A 19731-nucleotide genomic window follows, 5' to 3' on the forward strand; every position below is an offset into this window, starting at 1 on the left:
TGAATCAGCTTTACAAGCTTGAAAAAGTGTGCTATAATGCAGACATGCGATGAGTCGATTTTCTGTCAGTACTGACAGAATCGAAGCAAGGGAATTCTGGGCTGTTGAGTCAGCCGCGCAGGAAGTGTGAGGATTTGCTGACTTGTGTGAACCTCGTGAGCACAAAAATCTTTGATTTTTGCCCTTAAACTGCGTTGTCATTACTGACAAGGCAGTTTTTTTTGACAAATCAGAATAAGGAGGATGCGTAAATGGGAAGTATTTTTGTTTTATTTTATGAGCTGATGCTGCTTGCGATTGTTTTAGCTGGACTTTATTTTGTGGTCAAACTCGCCATCAAGCATGCGATAAAAGAGTTAAAAGATGAACATGTTTTGTAAGATGTGAGATATTTCAAATTTTTTTGGAGATGTGTAGAAAATATTTGAATTTTACATACAAAAGAAGTATAATGAAGAAAATTTAAAAATTAATTAGAGGTTGCAAAAATTAAAAAGTCAAGCGAAGTGGTGAGCACGTTGAAACTTGAGGGCGGAATTTTTTGCCGAAAGCTGATCATTCACGCCTTTCAGCTTGGGACGTTGGGTTAAATCCCGCGGACTGTCTTGGTTTTTCCAAGTTGCGCTAATGTAAACTAAACTTATGCGCCACCTCTAGTTGTGGCGTTTTTGCGTCCAAGGAAGGATTTAAAATGAAATCTTATAATGTTGCTGTTGTTGGTGCTACTGGCGCCGTTGGAACTCGGATGCTTGAACAATTAACGCATACGACTTTGCCGATTGCATCTGTAAAAGCACTTGCCAGCAAACGATCTGCAGGTAAAACGGTAAAATTTGGAGATCAGGATTTAATCGTTGAAACATTGACGGAAGATTCTTTTGAAAATATTGATCTTGCACTTTTTTCTGCAGGAGGTTCTGTTTCAGCAAAATATGCTCCTTTTGCGGTTAAAGCAGGAGCTGTTGTGGTTGATAACACTTCGCACTTCCGTCAAAATCCTGATGTTCCTCTCGTCGTTCCAGAAGTCAATCCACATGCGCTTGATTCGCATCATGGCATTATTGCTTGTCCGAATTGTTCGACGATCCAAATGATGATTGCTCTTGAACCCATCCGAAAAGTTTATGGGCTAAAACGGATCATTGTTTCTACCTATCAGGCGATTGGTGGGGCAGGAAATCGTGCAATGGATGAGGCGCGAGAGCAGTTGAAATCAGTCCTTAATGACGGTGTTGATCCAACACAATTGTCGGCTGATATTTTGCCCTCTGCTGGAGATAAAAAGCACTATCCAATCGCATTTAATGCACTGCCTCAAATTGATGTGTTCACAGATAATGATTATACGTATGAAGAAATGAAAATGACACATGAAACAAAAAAAATTATGGAAGATGACACGATTGCGGTGAGTGCGACGTGTGTTCGGATTCCTGTTTTGATTGGACATTCGGAGTCGGTTTATCTTGAGACTGAAAAGGTCGCTGATATTGATGATGTGAAGCGCTTAATTGCTCAATTTCCAGGTGCGGTACTTGAAGATGATGTGGCGCATCAAATCTATCCACAAGCGATTGAATCTGTTGGAAAACGCGAAACTTTTGTTGGGCGGATTCGTAAAGATTTGGATGTGGCAAATGGAATTCATCTCTGGTGTGTTTCTGATAATCTCTTGAAGGGTGCAGCGTGGAATTCTGTTCAAATTGCTGAAACACTGCATGAGCGGGATTTGATCCATCCAGTTTCTGAATTGAAATTTGAGGCCAAATAAATTGAGCTATATCGAAGAGATTCGGCAAAAAATCGGTCACGAGCGTTTAATTTATCTTGGCGCAGGAGTGATTGTCTATCAAAAGGGGAAAATTTTACTTCAAAAGCGTAAAGATAATGGTGCGTGGGCGCTTCATGCTGGAGGAGTGGAGTGGGGAGAGCAACTTTGTGAGACGGCACGGCGAGAACTTTTTGAAGAAACAGGGTTGGTCGCTCAAAACATGGAATTTTTTGGTCTTTATTCGGGTGATGATCGGGTGATGACTTATCCGAACGGAGATCAGATTTATATGCCCAATGCATTTTATTTGTGTACAGCGTTTTCGAAAACACTGGTGCCACAAAAAGAAGAGGTGCTTGATTTGAAGTGGTTTTCAACAGACGATTTACCTCAAAAGATTCATCTGCCCAATCGACGTGTCATTAAAGATTTTTTGGAATTTATTGAAAAAAAGGAGTTGAAATGAGTTTAGAGCAACTAAAAAACGCTGAGATAATAACAGCACTGGTTACACCGTTTAAAGCAGATGGATCCATTAATTTTGAGGCTTATGCACAATTGGTTGAGGATTTAATCGCACAACATACTCAAGCGTTTATTTTAGCAGGAACGACTGCTGAGAGTCCGACATTGTCACACGAAGAAGAACTTGAAATTTTTGAAAAAGTGCATCAGATTGTTAAGGGACGCGTACCATTGATTGCAGGAATTGGAACAAATGATACACGAGATTCTGTGGCATTTGCTAAAGAAGTTGCAGCGCTTGGATATATAGATGCAGGATTAGCAGTGACGCCCTATTACAATAAACCCTCGCAAGAAGGAATTTATCAGCATTTCAAAGCGATTGCTGAAAGTTCTGATTTACCGATTATTTTATATAATATTCCAGGTCGTGTGGTTCAAGAAATCGAACTTCCTACGTTGTTGAGATTGGCTCAACTCAAAAATATTATTGGAACGAAAGATTGTACGACGGTGGATCAGTTGGCGCTACTTGTGGATCAAGCACCAAAGGATTTCTTGATTTATACGGGAGAAGATGGTTTTGCTTTTCATGCAAAAGCATTGGGTGCAAAAGGCGTTGTTTCTGTTGCAAGTCATGTTTTAGGACAACAAATCTATGAAATGTTTGATGAACTTGAACATGGTTCTTTGGCTCGTGCTGCGGCGATTCAACGGTTGATTTTACCTCAAATTAATGCACTCTTTTCTTTACCAAGTCCAGCACCAATCAAAGCGGTATTGAATGCAAAAGGATATGCGGTAGGGGGATTGAGATTACCTTTGGTTGAGGCAACAGTTGAGGAAGCAAAAAAAATTAACGCTGCATTTCATTTGTAAATCCTGCTGAAAAAAATAAAAAATCGTATCAAAATCAAGTCTTCATCATGCGGGCTTGATTTTTTTCTTGGTTTAGGTTACACTTAGAGTAGTGTATTCTCGGAAAACGGAGCTTCTTTTGCTCTTCATTTTTGAAATTTTTGCTTACGAACCACGGTTTGATGTGGAGGAGACGTAACGAAAATCGGTTGTTTGAACATAAAAGCATGAATTTATCTTGCTTAATTTTATGATGGAAAAGAAAGGCTATGATGGCTGATATAAAGATCACACCACTGGGTGGTGTACGTGAATTTGGTAAAAATATGTATTTGGTGGAAGTGAATGACCAAATCTTCATTCTCGATGCAGGGTTAAAGTATGCAGAAATGGATATGTTGGGGGTTGATTTTGTCATTCCTGATATTTCTTATTTAATTGAAAATAAAGCGCGTGTTGCGGGGATTTTCTTGACTCACGGTCACGCTGATTCGATTGGGGCGCTGCCTTATATTGTTGCGGAGCTGAAAGTTCCTGTATTTGCGAGCGAATTAACGATTGAACTTGCAAAGATTAATGTTAAAAATTATGACGCATCACGCAAATTTAACGATTTTCATGTGGTGGATGAAAATACTGAAATTGACTTTGGACAAGCTGTGGTTTCGTTTTTCACGACGACACATACGATTCCAGACAGTTTAGGCGTTGTCATTGCGGCTTCGTCTGGTACGATTGTTTATACAGGAGACTTTAGGTTTGATCCTGCTGTTGCAAAAGGCTATCGCACGAACATGCGTCGCTTGGCTGAGATTGGGAATAATGGTGTGCTTGCGCTACTTTCTTCTTCGCCAAATGCTCTTTCGACAGTACAATCTGCAAGTGAACATGAAATTTATGAAAAAATTTATGATTATATTGATGATGCGCAAGGGCGCGTGATTATTGCTTGTAACGCTGGTAATTTAGGACGGATTCAACAAGTGTTGGATGCTGCCATTAAGATTGGACGGCGGGTTGCATTTACGGGCGAGGACATGGATCAGATTATTGAAACAGCGCGTCGGTTGAAAAAGTTAAAAATTGTTGATCCAAAAGCAATCATTAAACCTTCTGAAATCAAGAAATACGAAGATGATGAAGTGGTGATTTTGGAGACGGGTCGTATGGGTGAACCGCTCAAAATATTAGGTGAAATGGCACATCATCGTCATAAATTTGTCCAAATCAAGGATGGGGATTTGGTGCTTTCTGTAACGAGTCCTACGGTTTCATTTGAAACGACGATTGCTCGGATTGAAAATGATGTGTATAAAGCGGGTGGCGTGATGAAAATGCTTTCTTCTGATTTGAAGATTTCAGGACATGCGAATGCGCGCGATCTTCAATTTATGCTGGATATTTTACGTCCTAAAAATTTGATTCCGATTCAAGGGGAATATCGTGAATTGCATGCGCATGCTGAATTAGCAATGGATATGGGCATGTTACCTGAACACATTTTTATCGGAAAACGTGGTGAAACGGTTGAATTTGATGGGGATGAAATGGTGCCAAGTGGCGTAATCATGGCTGAGAATGTGATGATTGACGGTTCTGGTGTGGGGGATATTGGTTCTGTGGTGTTACGGGATCGTAAAGTCCTCTCAGAAGATGGTATTTTCATTGCGGTGATTACGATTTCTAAGCATGATAAAAAAATCGTTTCTAAATCTCGTGTCCATACGCGTGGGTTTGTTTATGTGAAAACGTCGCGTGATTTGATGCGCGAAGCAGGGGAATTGGTTAATGAAACGGTAGATAAATATTTAGCTGGAAAAACGTTTGAGTGGGCGGAGCTAAAGGGAAATATTCGAGATGCACTGGGTAAATTTTTGTATGATCAAACGCACCGCAAACCTGTGATTTTACCTGTTGTGATGGAAGCAAGAAACCCACAAGAACTCAATAAATATCACGGAAAAAATAAAAAAGATTAACGAAGATGTGACAAATCCTCCGCAATGACGTATTAAATGTCAGGAGGATTTTTTGATGCAAAAAAAAGGAGCATTGACGCTTTTGGTAGGTTTGTCAGTACTGACAATACAGATTAGTCCAGTATTTTTGGACTGTCCTTTCGTTTTGTCAGCGCTGACAGCGCAGGCGAGTACGATTTATAGTACGGTGACGGACGATCAAGGGGTGACTTATACGATTGATCACAACCAAAATACGGCTGCGGTGACAAGTTATTCTGGTGCAGCTGGGGTTGGGATTGTTATTCCTGACTCAATTTATGAAAATCAAATCACATATCCTGTGACCAGTATTGGCGCGTCAGCGTTTTTAAATGCGGGCATCAGTGCGGTCATCATCGGAGATAATGTCACGGAGATTAATACCAGTGCTTTTCAGACGACAACAAGTGCGAAAGATTTTTATAAATCCGCATTGAAAGAAGTGATTTTAGGAAAAAATGTGAAAAGCATTAAAACAGACGCATTTTCAGGAAATGCACTCTCAACGATTGAATTTCCTGAGACTTTAACACGAATAGGAACGCGGGCTTTTGCAAATAATCAGCTCACTTTCGTTTCTTTTGGCGCGCGTTTAGAAGAAATTTGTTCAAAAGCATTTCAATCCAATCTTTTGATCAGTGTAATTTTCGATTCTGAAAGTGCGACGCAAGTTGATTCGATGGCATTTTCTGGAAGTCCTGTTTCAAATTTGGAGCTTGGATGTGGTGTGATTTTGGCGGACGATGCGCTCAATAAAATCAGCCCGCTTTTTAATCGACTCACAGATTTGCCAACTGCTGGAGTGAGAAAAATTTCTGTCAGTGCTGATGGAAGCATCAAAAAAAGTTGGCTCGTGACTGATGAAACGCAATCTGAAACTAACGACGGCCCCAGTGCTTCTCTTGCAAGTAATCAAAGTGATACAGTGATTGGAGAAATCACAACGGAGGATTCAACGCAAGCAGACGAAATTCAGGAAGAAACTGCCACAGAAAATTCTGTCAGCGCAGACAGCGACACTTTGCCTGAAAATCCGAACACGGCAGATTCGTCACTACAAACGCAAAACGAAAATCAAGCGCCAGCCAATGATTCAACGCAAACAGACGAAATTCAGGATGAAACTGCCGCGTCAAATCCACCCGCTGCCGCAGAAAATTCCGTCAGCACTGACAGCGACACCTCGCCTGAAAATCTGAACATGGCAGATTCACCAACTCAAACGCAAGACGAAAATCAAGCGCCAGCTGATGATTCAACGCAAACAGATCAAATTCAGCAAGAAACTGCCACAGAAAATTCTGTCAGCGCAGACAGCGACACCTCGCCTGAAAATCCGAAAACGGCAGATTCACCAACGCAAACGCAAAATGAAAATCAAGCGCCAGCTGATGATTCAACGCAAACAGACGAAATTCAGGAAGAAACAGCCGCAGAAAATTCCGTCAGCACAGACAGCGACACCTCGCCTGACACTCCGAACACGGCAGACTCACCAACGCAAACGCAAGACGAAAATCAAGCGCCAGCTGATGATTCAACGCAAACAGACCAAATTCAGGAAGAAACTGCCACAGAAAATTCTGTCAGCGCAGACAGCGACACCTCGCCAGAAAATGCGAACACGGCAGATTCACCAACGCAAACGCAAAACGAAAATCAAGCGCCAGCTGATGATTCAACGCAAGCAGACGAAATTCAGGAAGAAACTGCCGCAGAAAATTCTGTCAGCACTGACAGCGACACTTCGGCTGAAAATGCGAACATGGCAGATTCACCAACGCAAACGCAAGACGAAAATCAAGCACCAGCCGATGATTCAACGCAAACAGACCAAATTCAGCAAGAAAGTGCCGCGTCAAATCCACCCGCTGCCACAGGAAACTCTGTCAGCGCTGACAACCCAGATTTACCCGACCAATCGAGCAACGAAAATCAAGCGCCAGCCAATGATTCAACGGAAACAGACGAAACTGATAAAGAAAGTGACGTGTCAAATCCACCCGCTGCCGCAGAAAATTCTGTCAGTGCAGACAGCGACACCTCGCCAGAAAATGCGGATACGGCAGATTCACCAACGCAAACGCAAGACGAAAATCAGGAAGAAACTGCCGCGTCAAATCCACCCGCTGCCGCAGAAAATTCTGTCAGCGCTGACAACCCAGATTTACCCGACCAATCGAGCAACGAAAATCAAGCACCAGCTGATGATTCAACGCAAGCAGACGAAATTCAGGAAGAAACTGCCACAGAAAATTCTGTCAGCACAGACAGCGACACTTCGGCTGACAATGCGAACATGGCAGATTCACCAACGCAAACGCAAAACGAAAATCAAGCGCCAGCTGATGATTCAACGCAAACAGATCAAATTCAGGAAGAAACTGCCGCGTCAAATCCACCCGCTGCCACAGAAAATTCTGTCAGCGCAGACAGCGACACTTCGGCTGAAAATGCGAACATGGCAGATTCACCAACGCAAACGCAAGACGAAAATCAAGCGCCAGCTGATGATTCGACGCAAATAAACCAAATTCAGCAAGAAACTGTCACAGAAAATTCTGTCAGCGCAGACAGCGACACTTCGCCTGACACTCCGAACACGGCAGATTCACCAACGCAAACGCAAAACGAAAATCAAGCGCCAGCCAATGATTCAACGCAAACAGATCAAATTCAGCAAGAAACAGCCGCAGAAAATTCCGTCAGCGCAGACAGCGACACTTCGGCTGAAAATGCGAAAACGGCAGACTCACCAACGCAAACGCAAGACGAAAATCAAGCGCCAGCTGATGATTCAACGCAAACAGACGAAATTCAGGAAGAAACTGTCACGTCAAATCCACCCGCTGCCACAGGGGACTCTGTCAGCACTGACAACCCAGATTTACTCGACCAATCGAGCAACGAAAATCAAGCGCCAGCCAATGATTCAACGCAAACAGACGAAATTCAGCAAGAAACTGCCACAGAAAATTCTGTCAGCGCTGACAGCGACACCTCGCCTGAAAATGCGAACACAGCAGATTCACCAACGCAAACGCAAGACGAAAATCAAGTGCCAGCTGATGATTCAACGCAAACAGACCAAATTCAGGAAGAAACTGCCGCATCAAATCCACCCGCTGCCGCAGAAAATTCTGTCAGCGCTGACAACCCAGATTTACCCAACCAATCGAGCAACGAAAAGCAAGCACCAGCTGATGATTCAACGGAAGCAGACGAAATTCAGGAAGAAACTGCCGCATCAAATCCACCCGCTGCCGCGTCAAATTCTGTCAGCACTGACAGCGACACCTCGCCAGAAAATGCGGCTACGGCAGATTCACCAACGCAAACGCAAACCGAAAATCAAGCGCCAGCCAATGATTCAACGCAAACAGACGAAATTCAGCAAGAAACTGCCGCGTCAAATCCACCCGCTGCCACAGAAAATTCTGTCAGCGCAGACAGCGACACCTCGCCTGAAAATGCGAACATGGCAGATTCACCAACCCAAACGCAAACCGAAGCTCACGTGACGCACTTTGATTCATCTGTTTTAAGTACTGAAACCAGTACTGGAAATAAAAAAATAGCGTCAGCAAATGTGCCAAATCAAGCATGGCCAAACGTTTCACTCCCCGCGCAATTCTCTACTGATTTTCGTATTCATCACAAAAGAAATGCCCCAAATTTTGTATCAAACATCGTACTAAAATCACACAAATTTCCCACGTTTTCTCTCAAAAATTCACCCCACAAGTATCCCCCAGTACAAAAAGATAGATCTTATGAAGTACAAAAGACAAGTCCTAACGAAACACAAAAATACAACTTCCCCCCCAAAACACCTCTCTCAATTTCTCCAAAATACAAAACTGTGCCTGCTCAAAATGCTCGTTTTCCAATTTCATTTTCTCTCATCGTAACATTTTTACTCAGTTTAGGACTGATCATTTTCAAAATCATCCATAAAATCGTTCAAAAATGAATAAAAATCGACAAAAATCCTTATAAAATGTTAAAATAGAGTTATTCTGTTTCAAATTAAAAAACTTCTAAGCCTAAGAAAAACAGATGAATAAATTGAAATGAAATGTTAATGTAAAACTTATCCTATTTTCATTAACAGTGAAAGGAATGACTATTTTGGCATTTGAAAATTTAACGGAGCGCCTCCAAAGCGTATTTAAAAATCTTCGCGGAAAAAAGAAAATTTCTGAAAATGATGTATTAGAAATTACAAAAGAAATCCGCGTTGCACTGCTTGAAGCGGACGTTGCGCTTCCTGTTGTTAAGAAATTCATTAGAAATATTAGAGAACGTGCAATCGGAGTTGAAGTTTCAGAAGCACTTAATCCTGCACAACAAGTGATTTCCATTGTCAATGAAGAACTCACAAAAATTTTAGGTGGCGGTGAATCTGAACTTCTCAAATCACCAAAAATCCCGACCATTATCATGATGGTTGGACTTCAAGGGGCAGGAAAAACGACCTTTGCAGGAAAACTGGCTAAAAAACTCAAAGAAGAGCAAAATGCACGTCCACTCATGATTGCAGCCGACGTTTATCGTCCCGCAGCTGTTGAACAACTTAAAACACTCGGTATGCAACTTGACATCCCTGTTTATGAAGAAGGAACAAGCGAAAATCCAGTCAACATCGTTTCTCGTGGACTCAAAAAAGCAGCAGATGAGCGAAAAGACTATGTTTTGATTGATACTGCTGGTCGTCTTGAAATTGATGATAAACTCATGAATGAACTTCAAGAAATCAAAGCAATAGCAGCTCCAACAGAGATTTTACTGGTGGTTGATGCGATGACAGGGCAAGTTGCTGCTCAAGTCGCTAAAACATTTGATGAAAAACTTGACATCACAGGCGTCATCATCACCAAATTAGATGGCGATACGCGTGGTGGAGCAGCGCTTTCAATCAGAGAAATTACCGGAAAACCGATTAAATTTACAGGGACAGGTGAAAAATTAACAGATCTTGAAGTTTTTTATCCTGAGCGCATGTCCAGCCGAATTCTTGGAATGGGCGATATGTTGACCTTGATTGAAAAAGCACAAGCACAATTCGATGAAGAACAATCCGCAAAATTGGCTGAAAAAATGGCCGAAAACCGTTTTGATTTTGAAGATTTTGTTGAACAATTAGACCAAGTCCAATCAATGGGACCAATGGATGAGATCATGAAAATGATTCCAGGATTTTCACAAATGCCTGGGATAGATAAAGTAAAAGTTGATCCGAAAGATATCGCAAGAAAACGTGCGATGGTCTTATCCATGACCCCAAAAGAGCGTCACTTAGAAGCCGAATTATCTCCAGCGCGCAGAAGAAGAATCGCATCAGGATCAGGGAATTCCTTTATCGAAGTCAACAAATTCATCAAGCAATTTAATCAATCCAAAGACATGATGCAAGGCATGATGAATGGAGATATGAATGCCATGATGAGTAAAATGATGGGTGGACAAGGCATGCCAAATCTACCAAAAGGAAAAGGCGCAATGAATGGGATGCCTGATCTGTCGAGTTTAGGCGATTTATCTGGAATGATGGGAAATTCAGGAGCTCCCGATATGAGTGCAATGTTTGGTGGCGGATTGAAAGGAAAAGCGACTGAATTTGCCATGAAACAAGCCATGAAACGCGCTCAAAAGAAAATGAAAAAAGGAAAGAAAAAGTAAGCACTAAGCACTAAAAATCAGGGATTTTCTTTGATTTTTTAGTTTACTGCACGCATCATCTTTCAGCCTGTTGTTTTTGTCAAAATTATCACGAACGCTTGATACAAAAGGAGGAACACGAAAGACCTGCTGCCAATACATCAGGAAAAATCCATAAATTTGAAACCGCACAAGCGAAAGATGATACACTTTAAGCGTTTATTTTTTCTTGTATTTTGAAGCGAAGTTTGATATAATGAATAAAACCTTTAAGGTTGTCCAGAGAGGCAGACAAGGCGGAAATTTTAAATTTGAATAAAATTAGTGGGGAAATCCCATTTTTCTGAAACCTTATACCTGCATTCTTTTTGGATGAAGGTATTTTTTTGATTAAAAAGGAGAAGAGTATGAAACAAAAAGAGATCATTGATGAAATCACAATGAAACGGGCCATCACACGGATCACTTACGAAATCATCGAGCGAAATAAAGAAATGGACCAGCTTGTTTTGGTGGGAATTAAAACACGTGGCGTGTTTTTAGCTCAACGGATTCAAGAGCGTCTAAAACAACTTGAAGGACTGTCAATTCCGTTGGGAGAGATGGACACAAAGCCGTTTCGTGATGATCGTCAAGCGGATGTAGATACGACTGAAATAAATGTTGATATTACAGATAAAGACATTATTTTAGTGGATGATGTTTTATATACTGGACGGACCATTCGTGCAGCGATTGATGGATTAGTTAAATTGGGACGCCCAGCACGAGTTCAATTGGCAGTTCTTGTCGATCGTGGACACCGCGAATTACCGATTCGTGCGGATTATATCGGAAAAAATATTCCAACTGCAAAAGAAGAGGAAATCATTGTTCAAATGAACGAATGTGATGGTTCAGACAGCATCTTAATTGCAAGTGAACTTTAAAAACGATCAAAAAACGAAAAAGAAATGAGACTGTTTTGGAAAATAAAGAAGATATAATTTTAGGGGTGTACGAAAAACCCAAAACTGCACAATGGTTTGGCTTGTCTTTTCAGCATTTATTTGCGATGTTTGGCTCAACGGTCCTTGTTCCGATATTAGTTGGAATAAATCCTGCGATTGCATTACTTTCATCAGGACTTGGAACGCTTGCACACATGACGGTCACAAAATATAAAGTGCCCGCCTATATGGGATCAAGTTTTGCATATATTGGCGCGATGACTTTATTGATGAAACACGGTGGAATTCCAGCGATTGCACAAGGTGCGATGACTGGAGGATTAGTTTATCTAATTGTTGCGCTCATCGTAAAAGTGGCTGGAAAAGGGTGGATTGATAAAGTGCTTCCACCGATTGTCGTCGGACCGATTGTGATGGTCATTGGATTAAGTTTAGCACCTACTGCAATCAATGATGCCATGTATATCAATCCGGGTCAGCTTAAAGGATATAGTTTGGCCTACATTCTTATTGCGTTGGTGACCGTGCTTTCCATCGTGATTTACAGTATTTATGGTCGTGGGTTCTTATCTGTTGTTCCCATTTTATTGGGAATTATCACAGGGTATGTTGCTGCACTTGTGATTGGACTTATAATCAAGCAGCCGATTGTGAGCTTCTCTGGATTGTCTCATGCTCACTGGCTTGCAATTCCGCCAGTTCAAATCATGTTTGCCAGTTACCACTGGGCATTTTATCCTAGCGCAATTTTGACGATGGCGCCCATTGCATTTGTAACGATGACAGAACATTTTGGACATATTATGGTGTTAAATAGTTTAACAAAAAAAGATTATTTCAAAGATCCGGGACTTGAAAAAACCCTGTCTGGAGACGGTGTTGCACAGATTATTGCTGGATTTTTGGGTGCTCCTCCTGTGACATCTTATGGAGAAAATATTGGTGTCATGGCGATTACGAAAATTCACTCCATTTATGTCATTGCAGGAGCAGCGGTACTTGCAGTGGTTGTGTCTTTCATTGGAAAAATTACAGCACTTTTACAATCAATCCCAAGTCCAGTCATTGGTGGGGCGTCTATTGCTCTGTTTGGTGTCATTGCCGCGAGTGGATTGAAGATTTTAGTTGAAAATAAAGTGAATTTTGACATCAAACGCAATCTTTTGATTAGCTCTGTCGTATTAGTTATTGGGATTGGAGGGATGATTATTGAAGTCACTCAAAATTTTGCCATCTCTTCTGTAGCGATTGCGACAATCCTTGGCATCGTTCTTAATCTTATTTTACCTAAAGAGGAATAATATGAAACTTTGGAAATTGGCGCTTGTTTTATCAGGAACAATAGGTGTGATTAGTGTAGTCGTTCCGGTAGAATTAAGTGCAAAATGGGACAATAAACTTGGGCATGCCCAGTTAAAAATCCGTAAAAATGGCCTTTTAGATCTTGTCAGTACTGACAAAAAATGCTCAGCACTGACAAAAAATAAAATGAATTAAAACATTTAATTTTACTCAGGGAGGTAAAAAATGTTACGCACAGATGGGACGGTGAGCTTATCTCACTTAACAAGCATGGAAGATTTGAGTGTTGATGAGGTTATGGCTCTGATTACTCGCGCCATTTCTTTCAAAAATAACACCGTGCAAATGCCGGAGTGGTCACAAACTTTTGTCAGTAATCTCTTTTTTGAGAATAGCACGCGAACACATCACTCCTTTCACATTGCAGAGCGCAAACTTGGACTTGAAGTGTTGGAGTTTGATGCACAAAAAAGCTCAATCAGCAAAGGAGAAACCTTATTTGATACGGTGCTAACGCTGTGTGCTTTGGGAGTGAAAGTTGCTGTTATTCGTTCAAAAGAAGAAAAATACTATCAAAAATTAGTGGATTCACCGCACATCACGTGTGCGATTGTCAATGCTGGCGATGGTTCTGGACAGCACCCAAGTCAATGTTTGCTGGATTTGATGACAATTTATGAAGAATTTGGTCATTTTGACCAACTCAACATTGCAATTTCTGGTGATTTGAGCCATTCTCGTGTTGCAAAATCAAACATGGTGATTCTAAAAAAATTGGGTGCAACACTCTATTTTACAGGACCTAAAGCCTGGCATACTCACGAGTTTGATTCTTACGGACAATTTGTTCAATTGGACGATGTGTTAGAATTTTTGGATGTCGCAATGTTTTTGCGCGTTCAACATGAGCGAATGGGAGCGGACGAAAATGAAAATTTCAGTAAAAGTGATTATCACAAACGTTATGGATTAACAACAAAGAGAAGCGCGCTCATGAAACCAGAAGCGATTATCATGCACCCCGCACCGGTCAATCGCGATGTAGAACTTGCTGACGCACTTGTTGTGAGCCCTAAAAGCCGAATTGTGGCACAAATGACAAACGGCGTTTACATGCGCATGGCGATTTTAGAGGCGATTTTAAAGCAGTAGCACTAAAAAAAAGCATTAAAATTTCTGTCAGTACTGACAAAAGAAAAAATAATAAAGAGGTAAGATAATGATGAGCAAAAGACTCCTAATCTTAGAAGATGGCACTGTATTTGAGGGTGAAGCGATTGGTGCTAATGTTGAAGTAACTGGTGAATTAGTTTTTAACACAGGAATGTCAGGCTATCAAGAATCCATCACTGACCAATCTTATAATGGACAAATTTTGATGTTTACATTTCCTTTGATTGGAAATTATGGGATCAATAGAGACGACTTTGAATCCATTCGCCCAACGTGTAAAGCGGTTGTTGTACATGAAGCAGCACGTCGCCCGTCCAATTGGCGCACACAAATTTCATTGGATGAATTTTTGAAATCGAGAAACATCCCAGGAATTAGTGGAGTTGATACTCGTGCATTGACCAAAATTGTTCGTGAACACGGCACAATGAAAGCAACGCTTTCAAGTCCAGATGATGAATTAGAACATCAAATGAGTCAACTCAAAGCAACAGTTTTACCAAGTAATCAAGTACAAACCAGCAGCACAAAAACACCTTACCCTTCTCCAAATATGGGAAGAAAAGTTGTTGTGGTTGATTTTGGACTGAAACACTCCATTTTACGTGAACTCTCAAAACGGCAATGCGATGTGACCGTTGTACCGTATGACACAACAGCACAAGAAATCTTGAACATGCATCCAGATGGTGTGATGTTGACGAACGGCCCTGGAGATCCAACAGATGTTCCAGAAGCAATTACGATGATTCAAGGAATTTTAGGACACGTTCCGATCTTTGGCATCTGCTTAGGACACCAACTTTTAAGTCTTGCAAATGGCGCAACAACCTACAAAATGAAATTTGGACACCGCGGGTTTAATCATGCCGTCCGTGAAATTGCAACTGGACGAATTGATTTTACCTCTCAAAATCACGGCTATGCGGTTTCCAGAGAAAATCTTCCTGACACACTTTTAGTCACACACGAAGAAATCAATGATCATTCAATTGAGGGGATTCGGCACCGTTATCATCCCGCCTTTTCCGTTCAATTTCATCCCGATGCAGCACCTGGCCCACACGACGCCAGCTACTTATTTGATGATTTTATGGACCTTATGGATAACTTTGAAATTAAATAACCATATATATCAATAGTTTATACCACTTTAAAAATTATCAATTTATCAAAAGGGGCAAAAAAGGGGCAAAAAAAAACGTTCTATGATTAGAGCGTTATTTTGTTTAGAGCGTTAATTACGTCTTGCTTTGATTTATTTGTGACGTGATTATAGATTTTGATAGTTGTCGATGCGTCTCCGTGCCCTACTCTCTGCATTATTGTTTTTATTGGTATATTCAGTTCTGCCAAAAGTGATACGTGAGAATGCCTAAAAATATGTGATGATAAAGTCTTTTCTATATTACTTTCTATACCCGCTTTTTTTAACTGAGTATTAAAACTATTGAGCACTACTGGATTATTTTGCACGCTAACAAAAATATAATCATCTTCTTTTACAATGCCAAATCTTAATTGATTTATTTGTTTTTGATATTCCAGTATCTCAATAGCCCTCTCAGGAATGTCTACAATTCTTCTACTGTTAATATTTTTGGGTGTAGTTTTTACTGCTTCTGATATTTTTAATTTAAACGCATCTAGCGTTCCATCAACTGCAATGCTTTTTCCATCAAAGTTTTTCCATTGCAATGCTTGTAGCTCTCCAAACCTTAATCCAGTCAGCCAAAGGAACTCAGCAATCCTTCCATTATTAGCTTTTCTATTCGTTGAATATAATCTTTCTAAAATTAATTTAACCTCATTTTTTTCAAGATACTTTTGATCTATTTTTATTTTTCTCGATTCTTCCTCTTGTTTTTTAGGAACAATTTTAACGCCATCAGTTGGATTAGAAAAAATATATTTTTTACTAATAGCAAATTTAAAAATTTGGGATACGGTTGATTTTATTTGAGAAGTATAATTAAGCGAGTATTTTCCAAACGTATACATCTTATCAATTAGTTTAGAAATTAAATTTGAATCAATGTTTTTGATAAGCATTTCTGGCTTGATGACAGTATTAATCACTTCCATAGTGTCTAATGCATGTAAATATGATTTTCTTTTTACACGCACTTTGTAATATTTTAGCCATTCTCCCACTAGATCTTTAAAAGTTATATCAGAAATAGAGTGCGAATCTATCTTATTATCTATTTTTTCTGATAATAATCTTGCAGCGCTTTTGACTGAACGATTAGAATTAGTATCAAGCGTAATTGAAATTTTTTTCCATTTTTCAGTATACGGGTCTTTGTATCTTTCGTAATATTTAAACTTTCCATTTGGTAAATTTTCTATCCACATTTGCTTTTTACTCCATTTCTTGATAAAATGAGTGTAGTAAAAAACTCTATTCATAGCTAGAGATTTTACTAATACTATATCTTTAGCCCACCCCCTAACTCATAACCCCCTGGGTGGGCTTTTTTGTTTTAGAAAAATTGCTTTACTTCTAGCAGTCTACCAATAACTCTAGCTGGATTGTATTCATTCACGATTATTTTATCAAAACTTTCATTTTCAGGAACGAGAATGAGGTTTTTTAAATATCCATTTTGGTCAACATCATGAAACACTCGTTTAACAGTAACCCAACTTCCATCTTCTGCCATTACAGCGCCTATCTTTCCATCGCTGATGTCTGATGAATGCTCAAATAGTCCGAACATACCATCGTGAATCAGCGTCTCCATGCTCTTGCCTTTGATATTGAGCCAAAACACATCATCTCTACCAGCATATTCAGCACTGACTGGCATCATACCGTCAAAGTTTTCCTCTGCCATGATATTATACCCAGCTGCGATGTCTCCCAATATTGGAGCCATTCCCATATTTTCAGAATCGTAAGGAATATATCCAGGAACTTTTGTGATGTCAATTACTTTCGGTTTATTCTGCTCGCTTAATTGAACAGTAGCAGTGTTAAGAACTATTTTTTGGCGTGGTTCTTCAAGCTGTTTAGAAATATCTGTTATTTGTTGAACTATTTCATTCAGTACTTCTGGCTCTTTCCAATCTTCTGCATGCCGTGGGTCGATATCTTCACGAAGAACTCCAAAAAAGTCAGCTATTTTTTGAAGATTACCAGGATTTGGCAAAGATTTTCCATTAGTGTATTCACTTATTGAGCTTTGAGAAATATTAGTTCCTTTTTGTAGGTCAATAGCCTTCTTACCTTGCTCTTCTAAATACTTTTTAATATTGGAAGAAACGATAGACTTCATGATTTCTTCTTGCGGAGTAGATTTTCCTCTTCCCATTGTTTTCTCCTATTTAATTTATATCTATATTATATCGGAATAAAACGAAAAAATCAATAAAAAAAATAAAAAAATATCGTTTTTTAACGTTTTTATTATTGACATTGTTTTAAAACAATGTTATAATTAATTCATAAAGTTAAACGAGCGAACAAACATGGAGCATTCAGTACGGCGGACGGAACGATGTTCAAATGACGGTACACGACGTATCCACCGCGACGTAAGTAGTGAGTTTGGCAAATAAAAAGCCCCATAGGGGCGGAAAGGATGCTTATTATGGAACTGATTAATTATATTTTATTTGTTATTCTTTGTTTGATCCAAGGAATAATGAACGCTTTCTTTCTATCGAACCTTGTATCGCTTCGCGAAAAAGTGAGTGATTTAGAACGTCGTTTGTAAGTTTATTTATGATGGTTTGAATATCAGGAATTATTTCTTGGAATTTTTCAATACTTTTATAATCATCTATATCATATTCTTTTAATAGCTTTAAAAATTTGTTTAAATATTTCTTGGGTAGGTAAGGCAAAACTTTGGCTGTTGCTGCTGATAAATTAGTGTAGCTATCCCAATTCCAATCAGTGACAGCTTTTCCATAAGCAGTAAGTAATTCCTCAAATAGTAGTTTAATTTTATCTAATGATTTTAATTTATAATCTTCCACTTTAGATACTTTTGACTGATGACCACTTATTAATGATGTAAGCATAGGTGCAATTATTGCTATTATAGCAACGATTAAGCTAATTGTTGTTGTATCAATTTTGTTCATAAAACCTCCAATATAATTTTAGTTTGGTCACTTACATTATATCACGGAGTTATGATATTGCTCACAACGAGCAGGGAAGACTGGCGAACAGGTTCGATTCCTGAACTTCTCTTACTGCGAAAGCAGAAATTTAATTAATCAGAAAGGATAATAAAATGAACATTATCGAAGCAACGAAAAAAGCCTTAGAAGAAAATAAGGCAATTACAACCCCTGAAGATAAAGACCATGGAATGGTATTTATTCCTACAAATTCTATGCCACTTGGAATAGTCATTGTACCAACAAAAACAGGTATTGAAAAATCTGGAGGAACATATAAAGAAAAATGGCCTACAGCTTCAAAATTCTGGAATCCTAAAGCCAAGGACATTTTAAGAAATGATTGGGAATTATATTAATTTAAAACCCAATCCGCAATTTCTTTGACGGTATTAATATTTTTGTTTTCAAAATATATTATCGTCTTATCTAGCAAATAGGAATCAATAATAGTGCTGTTTCCATAACTATTCATAACATACCCAGACCTAGACAGCCCGTTCATAGTTTCTAAAGCATCATCTGGTAACCAATCAGGTACTAATGCGTAGATGTCAGAGATATGTCCGACACGCTTTGCAGAGTTTTTGGAAACACCATTATTAATTTTACTAAGGTACTCTTTATAAATTATCGCAAGTAATTGTTTAGAATCCTTAGTTAATTGAACATCATCCAATATCACATCCTCCTTTCTATAATATTTTTAGGTCATCCACTACTGGTAATAGTGGTTGCTCCAAATCTATTATAGCATTGATGATAATTAAGAAATTATTAAATTTTAAATACAATTAAAGAAAGGAGGAGGGATATGAACGATCACTCAATGGAATTCTTAGGTGGCTTGTTGGGTTGTGCTTTGGGAGTCATTGTTTCAGCATTGATAATAGCTTTGTTCATTTTAATGACCGGAGGATGAGTTTTACAATAGCGTTTATTACAGGACTCAAAATTATTCCGACAGCTATTCCAGAAATGAATGTAGAAAAAAATGATAACCAAAAATGTTCAAACCATGCTTTACGCTTGTATCCTCTTTTGGCAGCAAAGTAAGTTAATCCCTTCTTAGTTAAGGATACATTAGAGTCTTGGAATTGTTGAATGAACTTATTTTCTATAAGAAAGTCAAGCGATTCCGCAGCATTTTGATTTTTGATTGAGGCGATTTGAAAACTACTATCTTTATTTACACCATAATGATAGTCAATTAGTTTTTTTAAAACTTTTTCTGAGTCTTTATCTAATAATTCCACGAGGAATCCTCCAGTAATAAATTTAACAAAATTATATCACACATTAATCAGAAAGGAGCCAATATGGCTGAAGAAATTACAAAAAAATTACCTCCAAAAATATCGCTTAAGGCTGCACGAGTTAACGCTGGTTACTCTGCCAAAGAAGTTGGAGAAAT

General features: G+C 39.2%; 18 protein-coding genes and 1 riboswitch. Of the genes, 13 read left to right on the forward strand and 5 right to left on the reverse strand.

Annotated elements, in window-relative coordinates:
- Nucleotides 1–251: 251 nt before the first annotated feature.
- From GHI93_RS13185 to GHI93_RS08915, 12 genes are all read left to right on the forward strand, one after another.
- Complete coding sequence (locus tag GHI93_RS13185) at nucleotides 252–380, forward strand: hypothetical protein (RefSeq protein WP_281347490.1); 129 nt, start codon at nucleotides 252–254, stop codon at nucleotides 378–380.
- 86 nt (nucleotides 381–466) lie between these two features.
- Nucleotides 467–635: riboswitch (Lysine riboswitch) on the forward strand.
- Nucleotides 636–691: 56 nt separating this feature from the next.
- Complete coding sequence (locus tag GHI93_RS08865) at nucleotides 692–1771, forward strand: aspartate-semialdehyde dehydrogenase (RefSeq protein WP_153496698.1); 1080 nt, start codon at nucleotides 692–694, stop codon at nucleotides 1769–1771.
- A gap of 1 nt (nucleotide 1772) precedes the next feature.
- A complete protein-coding gene (locus GHI93_RS08870; protein WP_153496699.1) occupies nucleotides 1773–2237 on the forward strand; it encodes an NUDIX hydrolase in 465 nt (154 codons plus the stop codon).
- Nucleotides 2234–3115, forward strand: coding sequence for a 4-hydroxy-tetrahydrodipicolinate synthase (dapA, locus tag GHI93_RS08875; protein WP_153496700.1), 882 nt, complete (start codon nucleotides 2234–2236; stop codon nucleotides 3113–3115). Before GHI93_RS08870 ends, dapA begins: the two co-directional genes overlap by 4 nt.
- 251 nt (nucleotides 3116–3366) lie before the next feature.
- A complete protein-coding gene (locus GHI93_RS08880; protein WP_153496701.1) occupies nucleotides 3367–5073 on the forward strand; it encodes a ribonuclease J in 1707 nt (568 codons plus the stop codon).
- Nucleotides 5074–5128: 55 nt separating this feature from the next.
- A complete protein-coding gene (locus GHI93_RS08885) occupies nucleotides 5129–9067 on the forward strand; it encodes a leucine-rich repeat domain-containing protein (RefSeq protein ID WP_153496702.1) in 3939 nt (1312 codons plus the stop codon).
- 158 nt (nucleotides 9068–9225) lie between these two features.
- Nucleotides 9226–10776, forward strand: coding sequence for a signal recognition particle protein (gene ffh / locus GHI93_RS08890; protein ID WP_153496703.1), 1551 nt, complete (start codon nucleotides 9226–9228; stop codon nucleotides 10774–10776).
- A 386-nt stretch (nucleotides 10777–11162) separates the two neighbouring features.
- Nucleotides 11163–11684 carry a bifunctional pyr operon transcriptional regulator/uracil phosphoribosyltransferase PyrR gene (gene pyrR / locus GHI93_RS08895; protein ID WP_153496704.1) on the forward strand — a complete coding sequence of 174 codons (522 nt, stop codon included), beginning with the start codon at nucleotides 11163–11165 and terminating at the stop codon, nucleotides 11682–11684.
- A gap of 35 nt (nucleotides 11685–11719) precedes the next feature.
- Nucleotides 11720–13006 carry a uracil-xanthine permease family protein gene (locus GHI93_RS08900; protein ID WP_153496705.1) on the forward strand — a complete coding sequence of 429 codons (1287 nt, stop codon included), beginning with the start codon at nucleotides 11720–11722 and terminating at the stop codon, nucleotides 13004–13006.
- Nucleotide 13007: 1 nt separating this feature from the next.
- Nucleotides 13008–13202 carry a hypothetical protein gene (locus GHI93_RS08905; RefSeq protein ID WP_153496706.1) on the forward strand — a complete coding sequence of 65 codons (195 nt, stop codon included), beginning with the start codon at nucleotides 13008–13010 and terminating at the stop codon, nucleotides 13200–13202.
- 30 nt (nucleotides 13203–13232) lie between these two features.
- On the forward strand, nucleotides 13233–14159 hold the full coding sequence (locus GHI93_RS08910) for an aspartate carbamoyltransferase catalytic subunit (RefSeq protein ID WP_153496707.1): 927 nt from the start codon (nucleotides 13233–13235) through the stop codon (nucleotides 14157–14159).
- 70 nt (nucleotides 14160–14229) lie between these two features.
- On the forward strand, nucleotides 14230–15306 hold the full coding sequence (locus GHI93_RS08915; protein ID WP_153496708.1) for a carbamoyl phosphate synthase small subunit: 1077 nt from the start codon (nucleotides 14230–14232) through the stop codon (nucleotides 15304–15306).
- An 86-nt stretch (nucleotides 15307–15392) separates the two neighbouring features.
- On the opposite strand, the gene GHI93_RS08920 is transcribed toward GHI93_RS08915, so the two are convergent.
- The 3 genes from GHI93_RS08920 to GHI93_RS08930 form a co-directional block, all read right to left on the reverse strand.
- Complete coding sequence (locus GHI93_RS08920) at nucleotides 15393–16538, reverse strand: tyrosine-type recombinase/integrase (protein ID WP_153496709.1); 1146 nt, start codon at nucleotides 16536–16538, stop codon at nucleotides 15393–15395.
- Nucleotides 16539–16666: 128 nt separating this feature from the next.
- The gene (locus tag GHI93_RS08925; protein WP_153496710.1) at nucleotides 16667–17497 is read right to left on the reverse strand and encodes a LexA family transcriptional regulator; all 831 of its coding nucleotides are present in this window, start codon (nucleotides 17495–17497) and stop codon (nucleotides 16667–16669) included.
- Between the two features lie 307 nt (nucleotides 17498–17804).
- Complete coding sequence (locus tag GHI93_RS08930) at nucleotides 17805–18275, reverse strand: hypothetical protein (protein WP_153496711.1); 471 nt, start codon at nucleotides 18273–18275, stop codon at nucleotides 17805–17807.
- Between the two features lie 155 nt (nucleotides 18276–18430).
- On the opposite strand from GHI93_RS08930, the gene GHI93_RS08935 reads away from it, so the two are divergent.
- Entirely contained in the window at nucleotides 18431–18676 is a 246-nt protein-coding gene (locus tag GHI93_RS08935; protein WP_153496712.1) for a hypothetical protein, read from the forward strand.
- Here GHI93_RS08935 and GHI93_RS08940 read toward each other — a convergent pair.
- Together GHI93_RS08940 and GHI93_RS08945 are read right to left on the reverse strand one after the other, a co-directional pair.
- Nucleotides 18673–18996 carry a hypothetical protein gene (locus GHI93_RS08940; protein WP_153496713.1) on the reverse strand — a complete coding sequence of 108 codons (324 nt, stop codon included), beginning with the start codon at nucleotides 18994–18996 and terminating at the stop codon, nucleotides 18673–18675. The two genes, GHI93_RS08935 and GHI93_RS08940, sit on opposite strands and share 4 nt — an antisense overlap.
- Nucleotides 18997–19216: 220 nt before the next feature.
- Complete coding sequence (locus GHI93_RS08945; RefSeq protein WP_153496714.1) at nucleotides 19217–19573, reverse strand: hypothetical protein; 357 nt, start codon at nucleotides 19571–19573, stop codon at nucleotides 19217–19219.
- Nucleotides 19574–19731: the final 158 nt, after the last annotated feature.

The sequence above is a fragment of the Lactococcus hircilactis genome (assembly GCF_009601015.1).
GTDB classification, from domain to species: Bacteria; Bacillota; Bacilli; order Lactobacillales; family Streptococcaceae; genus Lactococcus; species Lactococcus hircilactis.

Coding starts and splice junctions, on each gene's coding strand:
- GHI93_RS13185 (WP_281347490.1), top strand. CDS start 252: ATGGGAAGTATTTTTGTTTTATTTTATGAGCTGATGCTGCTTGCGATT.
- GHI93_RS08865 (WP_153496698.1), top strand. CDS start 692: ATGAAATCTTATAATGTTGCTGTTGTTGGTGCTACTGGCGCCGTTGGA.
- dapA (WP_153496700.1), top strand. CDS start 2,234: ATGAGTTTAGAGCAACTAAAAAACGCTGAGATAATAACAGCACTGGTT.
- GHI93_RS08880 (WP_153496701.1), top strand. CDS start 3,367: ATGGCTGATATAAAGATCACACCACTGGGTGGTGTACGTGAATTTGGT.
- GHI93_RS08885 (WP_153496702.1), top strand. CDS start 5,129: ATGCAAAAAAAAGGAGCATTGACGCTTTTGGTAGGTTTGTCAGTACTG.
- pyrR (WP_153496704.1), top strand. CDS start 11,163: ATGAAACAAAAAGAGATCATTGATGAAATCACAATGAAACGGGCCATC.
- GHI93_RS08905 (WP_153496706.1), top strand. CDS start 13,008: ATGAAACTTTGGAAATTGGCGCTTGTTTTATCAGGAACAATAGGTGTG.
- GHI93_RS08910 (WP_153496707.1), top strand. CDS start 13,233: ATGTTACGCACAGATGGGACGGTGAGCTTATCTCACTTAACAAGCATG.
- GHI93_RS08915 (WP_153496708.1), top strand. CDS start 14,230: ATGAGCAAAAGACTCCTAATCTTAGAAGATGGCACTGTATTTGAGGGT.
- GHI93_RS08920 (WP_153496709.1), bottom strand. CDS start 16,538: ATGTGGATAGAAAATTTACCAAATGGAAAGTTTAAATATTACGAAAGA.
- GHI93_RS08925 (WP_153496710.1), bottom strand. CDS start 17,497: ATGGGAAGAGGAAAATCTACTCCGCAAGAAGAAATCATGAAGTCTATC.
- GHI93_RS08930 (WP_153496711.1), bottom strand. CDS start 18,275: ATGAACAAAATTGATACAACAACAATTAGCTTAATCGTTGCTATAATA.
- GHI93_RS08935 (WP_153496712.1), top strand. CDS start 18,431: ATGAACATTATCGAAGCAACGAAAAAAGCCTTAGAAGAAAATAAGGCA.